Genomic DNA, 20,499 nt, shown 5'->3' with positions numbered 1-20,499 from the left:
AGATGGGATCTTTCTTAGACGTACAGTAGTTCCGCCATATATTGCATCGTTGAATTCGCCATCTATTCACATTTTGGACAATAAAACAGTGCAATTGGACAATAAAAAGTGAAATCAGACAATAAAATTTCAAATTGGACAATAAAATCTCCAAACCCGACAATATCATTAATTGAACTTACACATTGTCCCTCGCTATACCAACAGACAAGGACTTTTAAGCTATTTACTACACATTTAGCGGAAAAAAGTACCCGGTAGAATAGACTTTTTTAGCGTCTACTCTACCGGGTACAACTTTATACAGCGACTTCCTATTTCGCTTGATCAACCATTAATCCACTTTCGATCATTTGTAAATGAAACGGTTAACCATTTTTTATAGCGTAAATCTTTTGTACGTTTATTAATTTCTTCACGAATTAAATCTTGTTCTGCGACGGTTATTACTTTGGATTGCTCATTTAAAATAAAGTCAACTTCGATGAAAAGCTTACTGCCTACTTTGGACATTCGTAGCATCGAATCTTCTATTTGATATTGGGCTTGGATCGAATCGACGACCGATTTAAATTTCTTTTGGATCAGTTGGTCGGGTGCCATTTCGAGTACTTCTTTTGAAGCTTTTGCAATTTCTACAATTGGAACCTTCAAGAAGAAACCAGCAGAAAGGAGAACCATAAGCGGATCCATATAAGGGGTTAAAAACGTAAATTGAGTATAGGTTAAAATCGCAGCGATTAAAAATCCCACTAGGACCGCCCCACTAAGTACCATGTCCATTCTCCATTGATTGGCCTCCGCTTGAATGAGGCCTGATCCTTGCTTTTGTTTCTTTAAGTACACAAATACGCCCCAACAAGCTACTGTAGATAAAATAGAATAAAGAAGAGCGGAACCGATATTTGTTTCTCGACCACCTGATACAAGGGCCTCCAATGCTGAGACCACTGCAACCAAACAAATTATCAGAATGACCGCATATTTAATAATAATGACTAGAGGTTCGAGCACCTCTTTACCGAATGGAAACTTCTTCGTATCCCGCTTCTGAATAAATTGTGCTGCAAATAAGGACATCAGGGACAGCATGACACTAATTAATGAATAAAGTCCATCGAACATGACCATTTGTGAAGAAATGAGATATCCCCAAACGACACCAGTCACAGCAAACATGACCGCACCATAAACTGAAATCTTCAACAACTTCTTTTCCAATGCATAATCACTATGCATATTAACACCTCGTCTAGGCTTTGTTTAATGATTGACTGTCAGTCAGTGCGCTTTTTATAAACAGTAATACTTGATTTTTACTATGTTCCATACTTCTATCACTTTCATTAGTTAAATAATACGTTTCCGCTGAATTTTCTATTAAATCTATAATCATTTTAGCTAACGAATTTAAGTCTAAATTTGTATGAATGAGCCCATTTTGATTGGCATGATCAAGCCGTTCCTCAAGCCAGCTATAATAAGGCTGATAAATTTCTTCCCACCGCTCAAACGAATGGTAATAAGCGAGTCCGGAATAACAAAATAAAATCAGCTCACGGTACTCCTTCGTAATATCGAATGTAACTTCGACGATCATTTCAAGTGTATAGAATATTGTTTCTTCCGCATTAAAACTTTGCTTTATTTTTAAGAAAAGAGCATTTAGTATCTTCTCGGCAATAGCTGGAACAATTGCACTTTTGGAGTCAAAGTATAAATAAAAAGTACCTTGGGCAACTCCTGCTTCTTTGACGATTTGCGACACTGACGCTTTCTCAAACCCTTTTTCTTTCATTACAGTTAGTGCAGCATTCACTAACAATTCGTATTTGTTGTCTTGCTTCATTATCAATCCTCCAGTAAAAATAGTCACTGACTGACTGTCATTCACTATTATATCATGAATTACAAATTTTGGCTACTTTGTCCGCTTTAACTTCCGAAAAGAACATATGTCCTTCATTTAAAACGCTGTATACAGTTGTGTTAATTTTGAACTGTATTCAACCGTGATGATTGAGGTATGATGAGGAAAAAATTTGAGGTATGAGCACCCAATATTGCTGATTAGTGCGCGCTAGAGGGAATTTCTAGGAGAATACAATAACCATTCACCTCGATTGGTGCACGCTATAGGGGCTATTTAGGAAGTACTGCAAAAACCCTCTAATATTGGTTAGAAGGTTTTTGGCAGTGCTTGAGGGTAAAGAATTAAATTTATGCTATCACTTTTTCATGATTGTTTCACCGAACGTCGTTCCACGGAAAGTTACTTGCCATTGTTCCTTTCCTACTATTTATCAGTTTTTTTCCGTACCGGTATGTCTTTATAACAGAACCACCAATCAAAGCATGAAAATTTCTGAGCTTGAGCAGCTTCTAGTCTTTCTCTCGCTTTCATCACCGTATTTGCAGGTGGTATAATCGCTTGGTCACCGATGATTTCATTATTTGGCCAATTCGCTGGCATCGCCACGCCATGTGCATCAGCCGCTTGTAACCCCTTAAGTGCGCGTAATAATTCGCTCGTATTACGCCCTAATTCATCTGGATACGTAAGAATTAATCGAATATAGCCATTTGGATCGACAAAGAATACGGACCGGACCGTACGTTTAACTCCTTCTCGCGGAAGCATGCCTAAACGACGGGAGACATTGCCGAGTTCATCGGCGATGATCGGAAAAGTGATACTGACACCTAATTGAGTTTGAATCCATTCAATCCATTTCATGTGGGCATATACCGTATCAATGGAAAGACCAATGAGCTCACAATTCAATTTTTGAAATGCGGCTTGATTTTTAGCAAATGAAACAAACTCAGTCGTACACACTGGCGTAAAATCTCCGGGATGACTAAATAACATGAACCAGCGACCTGCATAATCATCAGGAAGAATTCTCTTCCCAAGAGTCGTATGGACTTCTAGCCGCGGCATGCGATCACCAATAAATGGCGGGAATACAATGTGATCTGGTTTCATTACCTTTCCTCCTAAATTATAATCACATTTATGTATATTCGCCTACATTCGTCCTAGTGAAATGGGGCTTATAATAAGCTTTATATGTAAGTGTTTCCACCTTACACCTACTCAGTTAATCTATGAGTAAAACAGAATTTTTAGCTATTTGGGTCATAGTAATCTACTATTTGTTTTTATTTGAATGATTGCAAAAAGTGAATGATGTTGTTAAATATAATTTTGAGTTTATTCAGAGCAGTTTTTACTATAAAGTGGTAAGATTGAAGTTGAGAACTTAAACTATATGACAAATGACTTAATAGTTACTATGAAAAGAAAGTATAGATTAAGTAATAAATAAAATGAGCTTAGTAGATGCTCGAATAATTTTAAAACAAAAGGAATGATTAACTACATGTCCAATACACATGTTTTCTCTAAAGGCGAGGAAATCGCTAACGCCATTATTCACGGGGTCGGTGCTCTTTTAAGTATTGCTGCCTTAGTCCTCCTCATTGTCTTTTCATCACTTTACGGAACCGCTTGGCATGTCGTGAGTTTTACCTTGTTCGGAACAACGATGGTCTTATTGTATACGTCGTCGACTCTCGTGCACAGCTTTCCTCCAGGTAAAGCAAAGGATGTCTTTGAAATTTTAGACCATTCATCCATTTACTTCTTTATCGCTGGTACGTATACGCCATTTTTATTTATTGCGGTTAAAGGTACTTTAGGATGGACTCTTTTCGGAATTGTATGGGGTCTTGCAATCGTGGGAACGGTATTTAAATCGTTCTTCGTCAAACGATTCTTGCATACTTCTACCGTTTTATACGTTTTATTAGGTTGGATGATTGTTTTTGCTTGGGGTACTTTAGTCCAAAATGTTCCTTCAGAAGGCATTATCATGCTAGTCATTGGCGGCGTGTTATATTCGGTCGGTGCAATCTTTTACGTTTGGAGAGGCTTTTACTATCATCATGCAATTTGGCATCTATTTGTACTCGCTGGGTCTATTATGCACTTTTTCTCGGTTTTAACCTTGCTGCCATAAGACTATGCGTGGGGTTTAAAATTTATGGGTTTATTGATGCGGTGCAAACGAAAAACCATAGATGCATTCACAGGCTCAAATCACACAATTTACTTACCCAAACAACAGGTTAGTAGCATTGAAAAAAGGCGCGAAGATATGTTCTTCGTGCCTTTAAGTGTTTTATTTTACATAAAACGAACGTATCCAATCGTGCTGTAGATCACTTTAAACAGCTTAATTATATTAATCTATTCGAATGACTATTATCTATCATTCGCCCTTTTTACTAGAAACACGGCAAATACTATAAGCAAGCATTATCTTAAGTCATAGTATATAACTGTAAGGTACGAGACCTTACAAAAATATGTTAAGAAGGGTGGAGAATAAATGTTAGCATTAGTAGTTATTGCGCTACTGTTTTTAGTTGCCTTACTAGTGGCAATTTTAATTGGTAACGAACAGCAGCGTAACCTTATTATCACATGTCTTCAAGAACTTTTGGGACAAGGGTCGTCTTCTGCTACGGCATAAGCTTAAGAATAATCCTTGCCCACACATCTAGGAGAGCGCTTCATTGCGCCTCCTAGATATCCCAATGTAAAAAATGTCTACACACTTTTATTATTTATATGATTTATTTTTGTACACGTTACTTAAAGTCACACTTTAGGTGAATTAATTGAATTAAGAGAGGTGAAGAATAACATGAGTGAATTTAATACCAAAAAGAAAGAAGATCAATCGGAACCAAATCATGAAACACATGATGAAAATGTAGATCTAAGTGGGATCCTTAAAATTGCAGCAAATCTACTAAAGAACACAAATGCAGATAGTCTAAATAACCTTTCAAAATTGTCGTCCAATCAAACCCTCAACAGTTTAAATGGTCTGTTGGATGAATTAGCAGCGGTTGAACATCCAAATAATGAATCCGATAATGTAAAAAATATTATGAGTAGAATAAGTACAATTATAAATGAAACAGGTTTAATAGATAATCTTTCAACTGTGCAAAATCAGGAAAATAATGAGCTGAAAAAATTGGAGTCTAAATTGGATCAAATACTTGAGGAGCTAGCAGGTTTAAAGATACAATTGGAGAAGGTTAAAGCATGAACTAAAAAAATTTAATAAAGTAAAAAAATATTAAAACAAAGGGACGGCTGTAACCATAGATGGTCACAGTACCGTCCTATATCTGATTAGGTTAAGTCGTTTATAGAGTATTATCCATCCAGTTCACAACTAAAATACGTTAATTTCCCATTCGTTTTTTCAACAATCGGAAGTCCACCGTTATCGTAACATGCATCAGCTGCCGCCTGAATTTCTTTTGAATTGAAATATAAATTGGTAATCGTTAAGCTGCCAATGACCACTATCGCAACTGAGGCAACAACGGCTATGGCAAGGCCGTTCTTCGTATGTGACTTCATAATAACCTCCCTAACATACTTCAATTATAACAGATGTATTGGTAATATTTGTAGAGGTTTTTTCGAATTTTAACTACTAGTAAAGAACACGTCAATTACTCTCGGCTTTCCATATCCTTTTGAACTTGTTCGATTTGTGAAGATAAAGAGTCACTTAATTTTTGTATGTCGCTTGTAATCGTATTGAATTCCTCGAAGATTGTCAGTTGTTGTTTCGATGTTGCTGAAATACTATCGGTAGCCATTTTGTTTTCCGTTGCTACAGCCATCATTTCTTGAATCCCTGCTTGAACATCGACCATTTTTTTACCGACGGTTTCAGATAATTGATTCGACGTTTTTATTTCAATAGCTACACGATCAATTTCTTCAACAATCCGACTTAAAATCTCACCTGTATAATTCACTTGAGTCATTCCTGCAGCGGTTTGTCTTTTTCCGAGTTCCATCACTTCAGCCATGGCTGTTGTATCGTGAACCAAATCATTTAGTACGAGGTTAATTCGTTTCGCATAGTTTCTGGACTGGTCCGCGAGCTTTCTCACCTCATCTGCTACAACGGCAAACCCTTTTCCATTTTCACCTGCTCGCGCTGCTTCGATCGCAGCATTTAAGGCAAGTAAATTCGTTTGTTCTGCAATATCGGTAATTAGTGATAGCGTTTGTTGAATATCTTTTGAACGTTCATTTAGACGGATAACGACTTCGTCCATTCTTTCCACAGCTGATGCGACTTCTTGTATCGTTTGTTCCGTTTGTCGCATGCTTTCTTTTCCATCTTTGGCTTCTTCAGCTGTTCGTTCTGAGGATTCTACCGAATGATTAGCCTGTTCCATAATTTTCTTCACATCAACCGTCATTTCTTCTAGTGCTATGTTACTTCGCTTCGCCTCGGTTAGCTGCCGTTCCGCGCCATCAACCATTTGGAACATTGAATCGGTAATCCCAGTTGATGCTTCTGTTGATGTTACTGCTCCTTCTTTTAACGTTTTAACATTGTTATGAACTTCTTTAGAAGTATTCGCAATATGCTGGACAAGACCTTCAATGATACTTCGGTGCTCTTCCTCATTTTTTGCTACCACACGATAATATTGTTTTCTTGCGATGATTTGGATAATAATGACAGCACTCGTAAAAATAAGAAATACAGCATGGATCAAAAGTAATGAAAAAGGATAATTACCACTACCGCAGATTAGCTCTGGCACAGTAAAATAACCGAGCAAATGCTGCACTGCAAAAATCACCGTACTCACAATAACGAGACGAATATTTTCATAATACGCGAGACTCGCTAACACCATAAAAATCGAAAAATGGTATTCAATTAAGCCATCGCCACCAGCGATAATTGAAATACTTCCAAACGTTAGTGTAAGCGTTACAAAAAGTGGGATCCACGTATGTATGCGGTTTTTCCAGAAAAGAAAAACGGAAACTCCTAAAAAGAGAAAAGGCAAAACGAATAAACTATTTAATAAAAAGTGCAACTCTGCCGGTGTACCCGAATGAACTTGTGATAACAGCAGATAAGTATCCAACCAGCCAATCGAACGATGTAAAAAGTGAACCAAAATAGAAAGCACGACTACAAATACACTAAATAAAATCATGATTAGGTTCTTTCTCGCTTGCAACGTAATCTCCCCCAAAACTAGTAATATGTAACTATAAAATTCCAAATAACAATATTATTTACCCTTCCCCAAAAAAGTTAAACCTAATTTTATAGATAATTTTAATGTATTTGAGAAAAAAAGACTATGACGGATTTCACAGATTACGGGATTAATTAAGATAGCGAGACACAATTGCATATTAGAGTAGAACGAATACTGCACCTCAATACAAAAAGAGATGGAAACCCTAAGCGTCTCCACCTCTACCTCAGCTGTGATTTATTTTTGTTAACTGGAACTACTTACAATATCGCTGACTCTTCTCGTATTAAAACGTTTGAGCCAAGTCTTTTGCTCTTGCAATGGCATTTTCTTTAATTTCTTGTGCTTTATCCGGCATTGCATTATGGCCTTCTACAAATAACCCTTCAAATGAAGGCACTCCAAAAAATTGCATCATAATGTCTAAATAGCGGTGACCCATTTCCATTGCAGCTGCAGGCCCTTCAGAATACACGCCGCCGCGCGCTTGAATATGTAACGCTTTTTTATCTGTTAAAAGACCAATCGGGCCCTTTTCGGTATATTTAAAAGTTTTACCTGCAACAGCTACTGAATCCATATAGGCTTTCATAACTGGTGGAAACGAGAAGTTCCATAATGGTGTGACAAAGATATATTTATCAGCTGATATAAACTGTTCACATAATTCTGATAATCTTCCTACTTTCGCTTTTTCTTCTGCTGACAGTTCTTCAAACCCTTGACCTGACCGAAGTTTCCCCCAGCCGCTAAAAACATCGACATCAATGTGAGGAATATCTTCTTGGTAAAGATCTACATGAATAATATCATGATCGGAATTAACTTCTTTGTAAGTATCGATAAAAGCCTTCCCAACTGCCATACTATAAGATTGTGTATCATCATGAGGGTGTGCTGTGATGTACAATACTTTAGTCATTATATGTATCCTTTCTTTTCCTATAATGTTTACAGTTTAGGTTCTGCAAAAAGAGATCATTTATGTAAGTGATCCTAAAAATTAGTTCAACTTATTTGACTTCCTTTTTCGTACTATTGAAATTTTGGCCCAATAAAAAAAGGCGCCTTTTTATTAAAGACAACCTTTCCACCAACCATTACTCCTGATCCCCGCCTGAAAAAGGATTTCCACTGATACTCCCGCTCATTTCATCCGTTAATTTAAACACCTCATTGTTCGATTGGTCTAATGAATTTTCACTTTTATGAAAACTTCCGTCATAATGATTTGGCTTACCTTCCATATGTACCTCACCTCCGTACGAATAGTTTGTGCAACTATTTTACTAATTATCTATATCTCATATTTCAAATGTTTTGTGCAGTTATATAGCTCACAATCCCATGTATTATCCATGTTTTTTAAAATAGTCAGAGAAGTATTATCAATCATCGTCTTTCGGAATTTATCTGGAAGGATTTTTTTTAGGGTTAATCCTATGAATGTCCCGTGACTGACCACCAGTACCCGTTTTCCACTATAGGTCTTTACTACATCTTCTAGGAAGGAAACGCCTCGTTTACCTACATCCTCAAACTTTTCGATTCCAAGATCAAGTTCCCGCCAATTTCCCCCCCACTTCGCTACACGTATTTCTTCGTTCGTTCCTTCGATTTGTCCACAATTAATTTCGCGAATTCGTGAGTCCGTCAAACTCATTGGTATGTTGAGTTTCGATTGAATAATTTTTCCCGTTTCAACCGCCCTTGATAGATCACTTGTAATAAGGATGTCCCACACTTCTTCTTGTACGAGTCGATTAGCTACATCCAATGCTTGTTTCCTCCCGATTTCATTTAAAGGGATATCGGATACTCCTTGCACGAGACCGCGTACATTCCATTCCGTAATCCCGTGCCTAATGAGACCTATCGTTGTCATATCTCACCCTCCCTTCGATTTACAGATTACTTCACTGTCTTTTTTCTAGAATTTCTGTTTTAAGTATATGAATGAACTTTTCTTGGTTGAACCTTGCTTTTCACCTTTCATGTCTTGTTATACCTATCAATATAATACACTGTATAGCTGATACTCAGAGTTGTTTTCTAATAAATATTGCTAATCTAGACAATGAAGAATTTCATAAATCGGTCTAAACCCATAGAAAAATCATACATATAGATCGGTTAATAAATTTCCGAGGCAGGTGAATTCATGGATCAGTCATCAAAAGACAACAAGAAAGTGGATGGAAACAGCAAACAAGAACAGCTAGAAGCACACCGTATCCAAAATACGGGGAATAGAATGACGACAAACGAGGGACTAAAGGTCGCAAATAACGAGTCGACCCTGAAAGCGGGAGATCGTGGTCCTGTACTTATGCAAGACTTTCACTTTTTTCAAAAACAGATGCACTTTGACACTGAGCGAATCCCAGAAAGGGTCGTTCATGCTAGGGGTTACGGCGCACATGGGGAATTCGAGTTATATAAGTCGATGAAAAAGTATACGATCGCTGGCTTTCTCCAAGAACCAGGAACAACGACGCCTGTTTTCGCTCGCTTTTCAACCGTTCAAGGCGGAAAAGGTTCAATGGATACAGCCCGAGATGTACGTGGTTTTGCCGTGAAATTTTATACAGAAGAAGGAAATTACGATATATTAGGGCTCCAATTTCCTATATTTGTACTTTTCGATGCCTTTAAGTTCGTCGATTCACAACACGCGTTGAAACCTGAACCGCATAATGATATGCCGACTGCCTCTGCTGCTCATGATAACTTTTGGGATTTTGTCGCCAATAATCCGGAATCAGCGCATTTTGTCATGTGGGCCATGTCAGATCGAGCCGTTCCAAGAAGTTACCGAATGATGGAAGGGTTCGCTATCAACACCTTCCGATTTGTCAATGAACACGGGAAAGCAACCTTTGTAAGATTTCATTGGAAGCCTGTACTTGGAGTTCATTCTTTCTTAAATGAAGAATCACTAATGATTGGCGGGTTAGATCCAGATTACCACAGACGAGATTTGTGGGATGCGATTGAAAAAGGGGCTTTTCCTGAATATGAGCTAGGTGTGCAGCTAATTGATGAAGAGGATGAGTTTCAGTTTGACTTTGACGTGTTAGATCCTACGAAGATATGGCCAGAAGAATTAATACCTGTAGAAATCGTTGGGAAAATGACATTAAATAAAAATGTCGATAATTTCTTTGCGGAAACGGAACAAGTAGCCTTTGATGTAACGAATCTTCTTCCAGGAATCACCTTTACGGATGATCCAATTTTACAAGGAAGAACGTTCACCTATAAAATTACGCAACAACATCGACTAGGTGGCTCCAATTACCCAGACTTACCGATTAATCGATCCATTTGTCCATTCCATAATAACCAGCGCGATAGCTTTAGTAGGCATCGAATTGATGTCGATCAAGTGAATTATATTCGCAATTCATTGGCCGGTAATACGCCAGGCCCTACACCGCCAGAAGAAGGTGGATATTTTGACTATCCAGACAGAGTGGAAGGTTATAAAGTGAAAGCCAGCAGTGAGTCATTCAAAGATTTCTTCTCCCATGCCAGGTTGTTTTGGAACAGTATGTCGACTGTCGAGAAACAACACATCATTGAAGCATTTAGCTTTGAACTCGCGAAAGTAAAAAACGAGTCTGTTCGCCAGCAAGTAGTTGATATGTTCGTCAATGTAGATAAGGATATGGCAACAACCATTGCTGACAATGTGGGAGCAAACCCTCCAGTTGGAGAGCATGTACCAGTCACCTCTTCCTCACCAGCTGTTAGTCAAGCAAATACACCACATTACCCAAACACCTTAAAAATAGGTGTTCTAATCGGGAACGGATTTGACGGACCTGAAGTACGGAGTGCAATTGAGACACTACAGCAACATGGGGTATTTATTGAATTTATTAGTGAAAAACTCGGCTATGTCACAGGGACAGACGGCACTAAAATAAAAGTCGACGAAATCTTTGTCAGCACTTATAATGTTTTATATGATTCACTTTATGTTGTTGGTGGGCGTACTGACAATCAAGCAATATTCGATAGTAATGTCACTGAGTTTATTAATGGCGCATATAGTCGCTATAAGCCCATTGGTGTAGCCACGACAGGCCAATCCTATATCCACCCATCAGAAGGAAATAATTTGGCTGGAGTCGTATTTGCTGCGAGCAACCCTGATTTTGGTAGAGATTTTGTTACGGCCATCGCTACCCGCCGTTTCTGGGATAGGCGTTAGATACTTTTATTAGAGGCTTTCTCTATTGGGAAAGCTCTTTTTGTTAGAGGATTGCCTCTTAAATTTCGTTTGGCACTGACCAGATGAAATAATGCCTTGTATACATCCTCGTCGTTACAACCCTCACCATTCCATCTTTTTCAAAAATAAAACCAGAACCCATTTGTTCTTTAAAATTCCAGCCTCGTTCACTCATATAGATGTGAAAGATCTCTTCTGATGATACTCTTGTCTTGGATATATATCTTTTTGATGTGCTAGTATCACTAATTAGTTCAAAATCATGATCCGAGAATTCAAGTTTCATCACGGTATAAAGCATTAGTAACGGACGTTCTTCTTGGAATAACGCACTTCCAAATCTTAATCCAATAAAGCTAATTAGAAGTACGAGTACGGTCGTACTGACTATTAAAAATCGTTTCACATCGGGGCCTCCTGAGATTATTCGAACGATAGGATGTAATTGCTGCCGGCTGCTTCCCCATTTCCTTTTACATTAATTAAATACCTCTTACTCAAAACGCTTATGGATGACTTCATGTGCTTTATGTTTATCTTCTTCTTTCACATAAATATCGTAGTAAGCCTTGTCATTGTGACCAATCGCTTGATACGTATTAGGGTTTCTGACAATTTCCGTTTGAAACTTAATTCCAGCTGTTTTTAAACGACTGGCTATCTTTATATAAGCTTCATTGCCGAATGCTGTATATAACAAATACTTATATTTTGAGAATAATAGTCTAATAAAACGCAACTCGCTCAACTCCTCTCAACTATTCATACGAATGAAAAAGATGATGGTTTCATCTTAATCTCAGTAGTGAAACACACCTTTAAATAATTATTGACTAAATCCAACTACTTCTTAAACATCCCATCTAATTTCCAGCCTTCATTGAAACGACCGTAAGTAAATGTCCTAACTCCCGTTTCATTGCTGCTTTCATAACTGACTTGAACCGTGCTTTTCCACGGTAAAGATGTAACCGTCACTTCACCCTTTTTCATATCTTGTATGGAAGACAAAACCCTTACTAATGTTTCAGGAGAAATTGAATGGTAAATGAGATAGATCATCAGATCGTCACTTTCGAAAACCTCATTCATCATTTGCAATTGGGCGACTTTTGATTGCTATCAGCCTTACTATTCTTGTTTTATCATCAAAACCCCTCTAAATTCTACAATTTTTACGTATATTTAACTTTTAACATAAAGATGGATAACCTCTTTTAATTTAGGCTATCCATCCGGTCTTGTCTTGTTATTCATTTTTTCTTGTCTTTTTTGACTTTACTTTTCTTACTCTCTATATACTCTATTCCAAACTCGGCATCACTTGCGTTATTTGTAATTTCTGCCTCGTTACGACCTCGTTTCTTTTTAGCCATTGTTGTCCTCCTTCTTGAGATCAATTTGTTTACAGCATCTAATTTAATTATCCACCATTTTTATTACTTCTATCATGGTAACAGAAACTCAACTAAAATTTTCCCCAGTTGGGACGTTCAAGGAATTGACGTTACCCCTGGAAAATTCATCTATAAAATACCAACGATAAAATAACCTTGAGGAGTAATAAGTGAGCGACATTGTAACAAAACTCCAGTACCACTTCCATTTAACATATGTAATTAATCTTGTGTTCCTTTCAATTAAATACTCAACAAAAGTAACTACTCCTGAATGGAACATAATATAAAAAAATTTCAGTAACCTATTTTTATGTTCTGGATAATTCATATTAAATATGGCACATAATGCAGGATATATAAAATATTCAAATGAAAAACTCGTTTTATTCGCTTTCTTAAAAAACCTTACAGGATATTTAATTAGTCCTTTTTCAACAACGAGCAAACCAAACAGCCACGTTACCATTTGTTTATAGAGAAAAGCGAGAATTGCATGTTTGACTCTGTTTCTTGGTACATTCAAAACTAAAAAAACAATTGTAACTACCCAAGACAACAGTAAAATTCCTTTATCTTTTGACATAATTTCACCTCCTGTGTTTATAGGGGGAGATTTATAGGTTAAGCATAATCCAGGTCTTTCGATTGTTTACTAATCACGTCCCTCATGAAGCTTTCTCCTTTATGAACATCCAATATTTTTTTACCGTAATTTAAAAATTGTACTACTTCATCCTCAGATAAATGTCGCAAATCAAAAGGAAACTGCTCCATGGACTTAACGGTTTCAAAGATGTTTTCAAGAGTGTACCTTCCTTTATCTGTCATGGACACGAGTTTATATCGAGCTTGATGTTCTTTCGTTCTCACATGGATATATCCGCTTTTTTCAAGACGCTTAAGTAATCTTGTAACTGTTGATGCATGCCAACAGCCTAATTCACCGATCTTTGAAGGTGTTAACTCATTTCGATTCGTAGAAAGAAGAAATAAAATATGCTGTTGAGCTGGTGATATATCGTATTCCTTTCCTATCTCTGCCCACTGGTTTTCCATACAAAAATACAAGGCTCTAACTGTTAGTAACAGCTGTTGTTTTAGAAAGACATTCAATCTTAACCCTCCTCACTTGTATCTACAATTGCATGTACAAGTAATATTCTCCTGAAACTAAAGTCATATACATAGGGACTTTCGTTTGGTGCTTTTAAAATTTTTATATTTAATCAGAATTTAACTAATGAGGTGCGCAGTTGTTAAATGACTCTTTCTCAAAGCTCAAAGTATGCTCACCATTCGCACCGACTAGTTTGCGGGCTCTCCTAGGTTTTTCCCTTACCACTCACGATTTACACCGTTTCGTTCACGTCTTCTCCTAATTTTCCCCTCTTCCGCTCCACGATTCACGCTTATTCTGAGGCAGCCCTTTGGAACTGCTCACTAGATGAATAAATGATTAGCTCTTTTGGGATGATTTAATATGCAGCTTAATAGCAACGCAGTTTACGAAGAACACATTTTAAAAATACAAAAAGGACTGTTGAAATAACAGTCCTTGGATTAGGAACATTCATATTTGTATGTAAATTATCACGTGTAGAAAACCACACTGAGCATTATCAGTGTTTATCTTCACTGGCTCAGTTAAAATCCTCACTCTTGTTCCTCATTCAGAAACACAACGTCTTCTATTTTAACTAGTTGTATATCTGAATACAAAGTGGTTTGTTCTTTTCGTATCTCGATTTGCCCATTCTCATAGTCATGCAAAACAATATGTATTTGGTTTTTATAAATGACTTTTATCCCTCTCACTTATTCTCACCACATTCATTAGTACTAAGCAACTTCCTTTACTTATCTAGTATATTTGGTATATTAATCATACTTCATCTATTCGTATTTAAAAGTGGCTAGTTGCTACATCTGATACGAATATAATTATAATCTACAATACATACACCTACTTACACCCAGTGATATTGGCGATTTAGAAAGGACTAGTTTATTTATGAGAGATTGGTTAAAAAATGTTAGAAAAGAAAGAGGTTTAACACAAGAAGAAGTCGCTTCATCAGCATTCATCAATCGCGCATTCTATTCACAAATCGAAAACGGCAGTCGTAATCCTAGTTTTGAAGTGGCTAAAAATATTGCAACTACATTAGGAATCAGCCCATCTGCTTTTTTTACAAATGAGTTTAGTGAACCTTTTCAGCTCGCTTTGAGAAACTCTCCAATGATTATTGCTCATTGTGATTTGGAGTTAAGATATACTTGGATTTTTAATCCACATCCTGATTTTGAACCAGAAAATAGTCTTGGTAAACGAGATGACGAATTGGCAATCAACGAAGGTACACTGGATTTAATGGCCTTAAAACAAGAAGTCATAAGAAAAGGTAAAAAAATGCGAAAAAAAATTTATTTTCCTTTATCTGATGGCGTGCATTGTTATTATGTGTTCGCCGAACCTCTTGTAGACAGCAACTCTCAAATTGTTGGAGTCGTTACCGCTTCAATGGACATCACCGAATTCACAACGGATGAGGAAGAATAAAACAAACTATACTATGCAGAGATTACCTAACAAGCACGTTAGTAAACTACATAAATAAATAAATAAATAAATAAATAAAAAAGCAAAGCGTAGAAGAAATAACCTCTTTCGTTTTGCTTTTATTTTTATCTAAACTTCTATTGTGTAGTATACAACCTTGATATCGATCAATTATCCATATAAATCCAACCCTACTACGCTAAGGTCTTCACGATCGACGACGAGTATGATGCGGTCAGCAAAAGAGGCAAATGTTCTAATGGAAACCGCTTCTAATAAATCCTCTTTTAATTTCCAGCCCCTTGGTATTAAGGAAAGCACGCCGTCTCTAGCAAAAAAAGAGCTCTTTATAAAATCTCCAATCTCTTGGGCTTCTTTCGTATGGATGATTTGTACGTTTTTTTTATCAATCAAATAGTATTTTAACTCTCGGGGTTGAGCAGGTAAATTCAACTGTTCCGTACGATATAGGTCGTGTACTAACGGTAATTCCCCTTGCACTAGTCTTTGTTTCACTATTTTTTTCGATCCTTCTTTCAGAAAACGTACATTGATTTCTACTAGTTTTTCATCAACAACTATCTTTTTCACATCTTGGTAATGAGGCACCAGTTCATTCATAATGATGTCTTCCGCCTCTTTAGTCGGTGTTGGTAAAATGGTTAGTGCATCTTGTCCAGTCATCACATCATAAGCAGCAAAGAATTGACAAACAGCCGTCATATCAGTAAGTTTCTTCCCGCACTGTACTGTTTCAATTGTGAATGGACCACATTCCATTTGATCCTGTCTACTAGGTTCCTCTATTTCGATCAATCCATTCATTTCTTTTCTACCTTCTTCCTTTTTTATAACAAGCTACTGTTCTGGGTACGTCTCTTGTAAAAACTTAACCGATGCATTAATGAACTCCTTTAATACATCTATATTGATATCTGCGACTTTGTTAATGTACACGCACGCTTTTCCAGTCGTGTGTTTTCCAAGCTTCTCCAGAAAATAGTCTCTTTCTGTAAAGCCCGTTGCCATATATAAGCTAATCTTCGCTTTTCGCGGTGAAAAACCAACGAGTGGTGCATCCCCTTCATGACCCGAAGCGTATTTATAATGATAAGATCCAAACCCAATAATACTCGTCCCCCACATTTTCGCAGGACAGCCTGTTGTTTCAGCAAAAATATCAAGTAATTGATAAGCATCCGCTCTTTTTTTTGGATTGTCAACACTCTCAATAAATTCTGTAACATCTTTATCATTTTCTTTTGTTTTTAATTCGTATGCCATTACCTTCGAAACCCACCTTCAGAATGTATGATTTGACCTGTAATCCAAGCGGCATCCTCACTCACTAAAAATTTTATCGTTTTTGCAACATCCTGTGGTTCCCCAATCCTTCCAAACGGAAACCGCGGTTGTATTTCCCTCTTTATTTCTTCTGTCATCCAACCCGTATTCGTCGGTCCTGGGTTGACGGCGTTGACTGTTATACCTAATGGGGCGAGCTCCGCAGATAATGTAATCGTGAGCGCATCAATCGCCCCTTTTGTCGTCGCATAGGCCAATTCACCAGGCATCGGTCCTTGAAATTGTCCAGATGTTATATTGACTATTCTGCCTCCAGACCTTTTATTAAACCCTTGTGCGAATAAACTACTTAACAGTGTGGTTGCACGAATGTTGACCAGAAAATGCTGATCTAGATCATCAGCTGTTATATTCGAATAATCATTGTTTGTTGAATGTGCTGCATTATTAATTAATATGTCTGGATAACCGAGTTCCTCGGTCACTCGTTGTAATAGTAGTTGCGGTGCATCAACTTGAGTTAGATCCAGCTCCATACATGACACGTTAACCCCTTTTTGGCTTAACAAATCTTTTATTTTCATTGGTTCATCTTCATCCATCTTCCACGGCATCGTTTGATCGTACTTCATCCAATATGTAAAAAAGATATCGTATCCGGCTTCAGCTAACTCCTGACAAATAGCTGTTCCAATCCCTTGTAGACGGCTTACACCCGTAATAACGGCAATTTTTTCTTTGGCTTGATTCATAGTTCCCTCCAATGCTCGCATACTTAAATAGATTTTTTACTATAAAGTAGTAGATCTAATTAATAACACTATATAAAACAATGCCGGAATGAGCGTAAGACCAACACCTACTACTCGAGTTCGACCTTTGAATTGCAGTAAAAAGCCAATGGTCCAACAAATAAAAAACAACATATAATACCATCTGTAATTAGGAGCATCCGTTTCAGCTATCCCCGGTCCACTCATCCATAGCGAAAAAAGAAAAACAGATCCACCTGTAACTAAATTAGAAAGAAACCTTATGATTTTTATATCGATCCCCCTCCGACCTAACTGTTTTCCCTATATTTTACCATTAATACCCAAGAGTTAGCATATCCCTTTACTCTTTTTGATAGGCTCTTTTTACAAAGATTGTTGCTCCGTTCTTTTGGACCGTAAGCCAAGCGAATGCTTGGCTCTTCACGCTATGCGTGAAGCTTTTGAAAATAAAAAACATTACTTACTATTGAAGTAATGCTTCCGTTTGATATGAAGTTTATTCAGGAATAACAGGTAATTGTACGGTAAACATCGTACCCTCATTTAATTTGCTTTTTACGTGCACAATTCCGTTATGGTTTTCAATAATCGTATAAGTAACCATCAAACCAATTCCTGTACCCGCTTCTTTCGTCGTATAAAACGGTTCGCCTATTCGACTTAACTGCTCTTCTGTCATGCCTATTCCTTCATCTTGAACAGAGACATTCACATAATCCTGTTCTTTCTCCATCTTAATCAAAATAGTACCACCATCAGGCATAACTTCAATGGCATTTTTTATTAGGTTGATAAATACTTGTTTAAGTTGGGAACTTACTCCTAGTACGGTGGCTTCTTCGCTTTCAAAAACGGTAGCGATGGAAATCGATTGCTTAAAAGCTTCCGTATCTAAAAGGGCAACTATATCTTTTAAAAGAAGATATAGATTAACTTTAGAAAAATCGGTGTTTACCGGTTTCGCAAGTGTAAGAAATTCACTTGAAATTAAATCGATTCGTTCTAATTCATCCTCCATAATATGGAGGAATACGTCATTGGGAATCGTCCCGGAACGAAAAAGTTGAACAAATCCCTTTAATGAAGTAAGGGGATTTCTTATCTCATGAGCGATGCCAGCCGCAAGTTGCCCCGCAACATTCATTTTCTCGGCTTGTATCATCATTTGTTCGGTTTGTTTTCTTGCCGTAATATCACGGCATACCGATAATATGTACTTCTCACCTTCAACATCAATCGTGTGGGCCTTAATTTCAACGGGAATTTGCTGTCCCTCTTTACTAATATGTATCGTTTCAAAAAAGTGAGTTTCATTATGAAAAATGGCATTAACTAGTTGAAGGTACTCATCTTCTTCATGTACATCAATATCAACAAGGGACATTTTAAGCATTTCTTCACGAGTGTAGCCTAACCTACTATAACCAATTTGATTTACGTTAATAAAGTTTCCGGCTCTACCATTTCTGTACAGTTTAAAATAATAGATCCCATCCGAAATATTGTTAAATAACTGATCAAATGCTTTTTCACTATCACTAAAGTTTTGAGCCATTTGCTTGTATGCATTGAGTTCCAGCTTTAAATGTTCAATTTCTTGATGTAACCTATCAATTTCACTTTTTTCGTTATCTTTTGGTTCTTTAACCGTTTTCAAGTTATTCGTATTCAAGCTCTCACCCCACTCATGCATAAATGTAAAAAAATTACACAATCTATACTACTACTATAATATAACTTTAACATAACGTTCGTCTAGAATACTTGTCTTTTGACGTCTAGTTGATTTAACTTCAGTTCGTCAACAAAATACCCATCGAAATTTTTCCAAATCTCATGTGCTGGGGAAATACATATATTTTCTATATTGTGCAAGAATTCAGTGTGATCGGCAAGGCCAAATGCATGGTCAGCTTGCTTTAATAAGTAGTTCCTCATCGGGGTTTTTGGTTTTAATTCCCTCTTAAGAGACTCATGAAGATCCAGAGCTTTTTGCTTCGTTTCTTTTTTCGTGTACATATATCTTAAAATATGAAAATAGATGCTTAACCCAAAGTCATTAGCTTTTATTTTCGCTAACCTCTCTTCATCTTCCTGCAAGTAATCCACATAGTCGACGATAACCGAAGGCATTTGTTCTATTCGCCCGGTTAAATGTTCAATAATAAAATGATCGACAAGACCAAGCGTATAAATATGGTTATTTCTTTGCTGTAACTTTGTCTCCAATTCACCTAACAAAACACTTCTTAAATAATGATTTTCGTTTCTAACCCGTTCATGTTCAGTCGAGAAAAGCGCATATTGATAAAGCTGCATCGCAATAAAAAACCGATCGTTTTTAGCTAACTTGTATGCCGGAAAATCTCCTACCGCATATTCATTCTTGATGAAACTAGTCCCAAGTAAAAACAAGGTAATAATAGTTAAAGACACCATAACGGTAAATGTTGTTGATAGAATGACTGGATTAGTTGCTGTAAAAAAGATCAGTACAGACAGGACCATAACGCCTGCCCAAAGAATGATAGAAGAAATGGGACCCGCAATGATTGCTTTTGCATACGCCCGCTGTGTCTCTTCTAAGTCAGCTTGATCCTTAATTGCTCGAATATCAGGAATAGCGATTCCACCAATCGCTGTTAATTTATTCGGACGAAACTTAACCTTCCAACGTCCATTTTCTTTTATAAAAAATAAAAACATAACAATAACAGCCCGCATCTTAACACCATTTTTAGAAAAACTAAAGGCGTGACCAAACTCGTGAAAAGCCACTGCCATAAAATACGTACATGCAACGATTAATAGATTCACATAAAAAGGGAATGCCATATATTCAGCTGGGAACTCGATGCTAGACAAACTATAAGCAATTCCTCCGCCTGTAATGGCACCAATGATCATGTAAGCTATGAAAATAAGGTATTTTTTGAATTTTTGTTTTTTCATCTCATTCCCTCACTCCTAATTTTATGAGCTCATCGGCTAGTTAGTTTTCTAATGATGTTCATCCTCACTTAATATACGTATAAAAAACGATAATAGTTTCAAAGAAAGATGTATTTTTATTTTATTATGCTACGCCACACTTAATGTGAAAAC

General features: G+C 37.0%; 24 protein-coding genes. 5 read left to right on the top strand and 19 right to left on the bottom strand.

Annotated features, from left to right (window positions below; translation table 11 throughout):
- Positions 1–327: 327 nt before the first annotated feature.
- The 3 genes from ACNSTQ_RS12310 to ACNSTQ_RS12300 form a co-directional block, all read right to left on the bottom strand.
- Complete coding sequence (locus tag ACNSTQ_RS12310; protein ID WP_418200115.1) at positions 328–1,239, bottom strand: cation diffusion facilitator family transporter; 912 nt, start codon at positions 1,237–1,239, stop codon at positions 328–330.
- 13 nt (positions 1,240–1,252) lie between these two features.
- Positions 1,253–1,849, bottom strand: a complete 597-nt coding sequence (locus ACNSTQ_RS12305; RefSeq protein WP_418200114.1) for a TetR family transcriptional regulator — start codon at positions 1,847–1,849, stop codon at positions 1,253–1,255.
- A 447-nt stretch (positions 1,850–2,296) separates the two neighbouring features.
- Entirely contained in the window at positions 2,297–2,989 is a 693-nt protein-coding gene (locus ACNSTQ_RS12300; protein WP_418200113.1) for a peroxiredoxin, read from the bottom strand.
- 397 nt (positions 2,990–3,386) lie between these two features.
- Here ACNSTQ_RS12300 and trhA point away from each other — a divergent pair, with 397 nt between their 5' ends.
- From trhA to ACNSTQ_RS12285, 3 genes are all read left to right on the top strand, one after another.
- On the top strand, positions 3,387–4,025 hold the full coding sequence (gene trhA / locus ACNSTQ_RS12295) for a PAQR family membrane homeostasis protein TrhA (RefSeq protein ID WP_418200112.1): 639 nt from the start codon (positions 3,387–3,389) through the stop codon (positions 4,023–4,025).
- A 372-nt stretch (positions 4,026–4,397) separates the two neighbouring features.
- Positions 4,398–4,541, top strand: a complete 144-nt coding sequence (locus ACNSTQ_RS12290) for a hypothetical protein (protein WP_418200111.1) — start codon at positions 4,398–4,400, stop codon at positions 4,539–4,541.
- A 174-nt stretch (positions 4,542–4,715) separates the two neighbouring features.
- A complete protein-coding gene (locus ACNSTQ_RS12285; protein WP_418200110.1) occupies positions 4,716–5,129 on the top strand; it encodes a hypothetical protein in 414 nt (137 codons plus the stop codon).
- Positions 5,130–5,239: 110 nt separating this feature from the next.
- Here ACNSTQ_RS12285 and ACNSTQ_RS12280 read toward each other — a convergent pair whose 3' ends face one another.
- The 5 genes from ACNSTQ_RS12280 to ACNSTQ_RS12260 form a co-directional block, all read right to left on the bottom strand.
- A complete protein-coding gene (locus tag ACNSTQ_RS12280; RefSeq protein WP_418200109.1) occupies positions 5,240–5,449 on the bottom strand; it encodes a hypothetical protein in 210 nt (69 codons plus the stop codon).
- 95 nt (positions 5,450–5,544) lie between these two features.
- Positions 5,545–7,089, bottom strand: coding sequence for a methyl-accepting chemotaxis protein (locus ACNSTQ_RS12275; RefSeq protein WP_418200108.1), 1,545 nt, complete (start codon positions 7,087–7,089; stop codon positions 5,545–5,547).
- Positions 7,090–7,399: 310 nt separating this feature from the next.
- Positions 7,400–8,035, bottom strand: a complete 636-nt coding sequence (locus ACNSTQ_RS12270) for an FMN-dependent NADH-azoreductase (protein WP_418200107.1) — start codon at positions 8,033–8,035, stop codon at positions 7,400–7,402.
- Positions 8,036–8,213: 178 nt separating this feature from the next.
- Positions 8,214–8,360 (bottom strand): hypothetical protein, encoded by a 147-nt coding sequence (locus ACNSTQ_RS12265; RefSeq protein ID WP_418200106.1) that lies wholly within the window; start codon positions 8,358–8,360, stop codon positions 8,214–8,216.
- A gap of 50 nt (positions 8,361–8,410) precedes the next feature.
- A complete protein-coding gene (locus tag ACNSTQ_RS12260; RefSeq protein WP_418200105.1) occupies positions 8,411–8,998 on the bottom strand; it encodes a histidine phosphatase family protein in 588 nt (195 codons plus the stop codon).
- 276 nt (positions 8,999–9,274) lie between these two features.
- On the opposite strand from ACNSTQ_RS12260, the gene ACNSTQ_RS12255 reads away from it, so the two are divergent.
- Positions 9,275–11,332, top strand: coding sequence for a catalase (locus ACNSTQ_RS12255; protein WP_418200104.1), 2,058 nt, complete (start codon positions 9,275–9,277; stop codon positions 11,330–11,332).
- A 58-nt stretch (positions 11,333–11,390) separates the two neighbouring features.
- Here ACNSTQ_RS12255 and ACNSTQ_RS12250 read toward each other — a convergent pair whose 3' ends face one another.
- From ACNSTQ_RS12250 to ACNSTQ_RS12225, 6 genes are all read right to left on the bottom strand, one after another.
- On the bottom strand, positions 11,391–11,759 hold the full coding sequence (locus ACNSTQ_RS12250) for a hypothetical protein (RefSeq protein ID WP_418200103.1): 369 nt from the start codon (positions 11,757–11,759) through the stop codon (positions 11,391–11,393).
- A gap of 87 nt (positions 11,760–11,846) precedes the next feature.
- Positions 11,847–12,092, bottom strand: coding sequence for a hypothetical protein (locus tag ACNSTQ_RS12245; protein WP_418200102.1), 246 nt, complete (start codon positions 12,090–12,092; stop codon positions 11,847–11,849).
- A gap of 104 nt (positions 12,093–12,196) precedes the next feature.
- Positions 12,197–12,415 carry a hypothetical protein gene (locus ACNSTQ_RS12240; RefSeq protein WP_418200101.1) on the bottom strand — a complete coding sequence of 73 codons (219 nt, stop codon included), beginning with the start codon at positions 12,413–12,415 and terminating at the stop codon, positions 12,197–12,199.
- A 191-nt stretch (positions 12,416–12,606) separates the two neighbouring features.
- Entirely contained in the window at positions 12,607–12,729 is a 123-nt protein-coding gene (locus tag ACNSTQ_RS12235; RefSeq protein ID WP_418200100.1) for a hypothetical protein, read from the bottom strand.
- A gap of 88 nt (positions 12,730–12,817) precedes the next feature.
- Complete coding sequence (locus tag ACNSTQ_RS12230) at positions 12,818–13,336, bottom strand: CBO0543 family protein (RefSeq protein WP_418200099.1); 519 nt, start codon at positions 13,334–13,336, stop codon at positions 12,818–12,820.
- 38 nt (positions 13,337–13,374) lie between these two features.
- Complete coding sequence (locus ACNSTQ_RS12225; RefSeq protein WP_418200098.1) at positions 13,375–13,866, bottom strand: MarR family winged helix-turn-helix transcriptional regulator; 492 nt, start codon at positions 13,864–13,866, stop codon at positions 13,375–13,377.
- An 898-nt stretch (positions 13,867–14,764) separates the two neighbouring features.
- Between ACNSTQ_RS12225 and ACNSTQ_RS12220 the strand changes: the two genes are divergently transcribed.
- Positions 14,765–15,313, top strand: coding sequence for a helix-turn-helix domain-containing protein (locus ACNSTQ_RS12220; protein ID WP_418200097.1), 549 nt, complete (start codon positions 14,765–14,767; stop codon positions 15,311–15,313).
- Between the two features lie 171 nt (positions 15,314–15,484).
- Here the strand turns inward: ACNSTQ_RS12220 and ACNSTQ_RS12215 are convergent, their stop codons facing one another.
- The 5 genes from ACNSTQ_RS12215 to ACNSTQ_RS12195 form a co-directional block, all read right to left on the bottom strand.
- Positions 15,485–16,138, bottom strand: coding sequence for a hypothetical protein (locus ACNSTQ_RS12215; protein ID WP_418200096.1), 654 nt, complete (start codon positions 16,136–16,138; stop codon positions 15,485–15,487).
- Between the two features lie 33 nt (positions 16,139–16,171).
- Positions 16,172–16,597, bottom strand: coding sequence for a DUF1801 domain-containing protein (locus ACNSTQ_RS12210; protein ID WP_418200095.1), 426 nt, complete (start codon positions 16,595–16,597; stop codon positions 16,172–16,174).
- Positions 16,597–17,370: an SDR family oxidoreductase gene (locus tag ACNSTQ_RS12205; RefSeq protein ID WP_418200094.1), complete on the bottom strand. Its 774-nt coding sequence runs from the start codon at positions 17,368–17,370 to the stop codon at positions 16,597–16,599. Before ACNSTQ_RS12205 ends, ACNSTQ_RS12210 begins: the two co-directional genes overlap by 1 nt.
- A 520-nt stretch (positions 17,371–17,890) precedes the next feature.
- Positions 17,891–19,066, bottom strand: coding sequence for an ATP-binding protein (locus ACNSTQ_RS12200; protein ID WP_418200093.1), 1,176 nt, complete (start codon positions 19,064–19,066; stop codon positions 17,891–17,893).
- Positions 19,067–19,149: 83 nt separating this feature from the next.
- On the bottom strand, positions 19,150–20,346 hold the full coding sequence (locus ACNSTQ_RS12195) for a M50 family metallopeptidase (RefSeq protein ID WP_418200092.1): 1,197 nt from the start codon (positions 20,344–20,346) through the stop codon (positions 19,150–19,152).
- Positions 20,347–20,499: the final 153 nt, after the last annotated feature.

This window comes from Alkalihalobacterium sp. APHAB7, assembly GCF_048323755.1.
GTDB lineage: Bacteria > Bacillota > Bacilli > Bacillales > Bacillaceae_F > Alkalihalobacterium.
The sequence above is the reverse complement of the archived record's forward strand: the minus strand, read 5'-3'. Positions and strand labels throughout refer to the sequence as shown.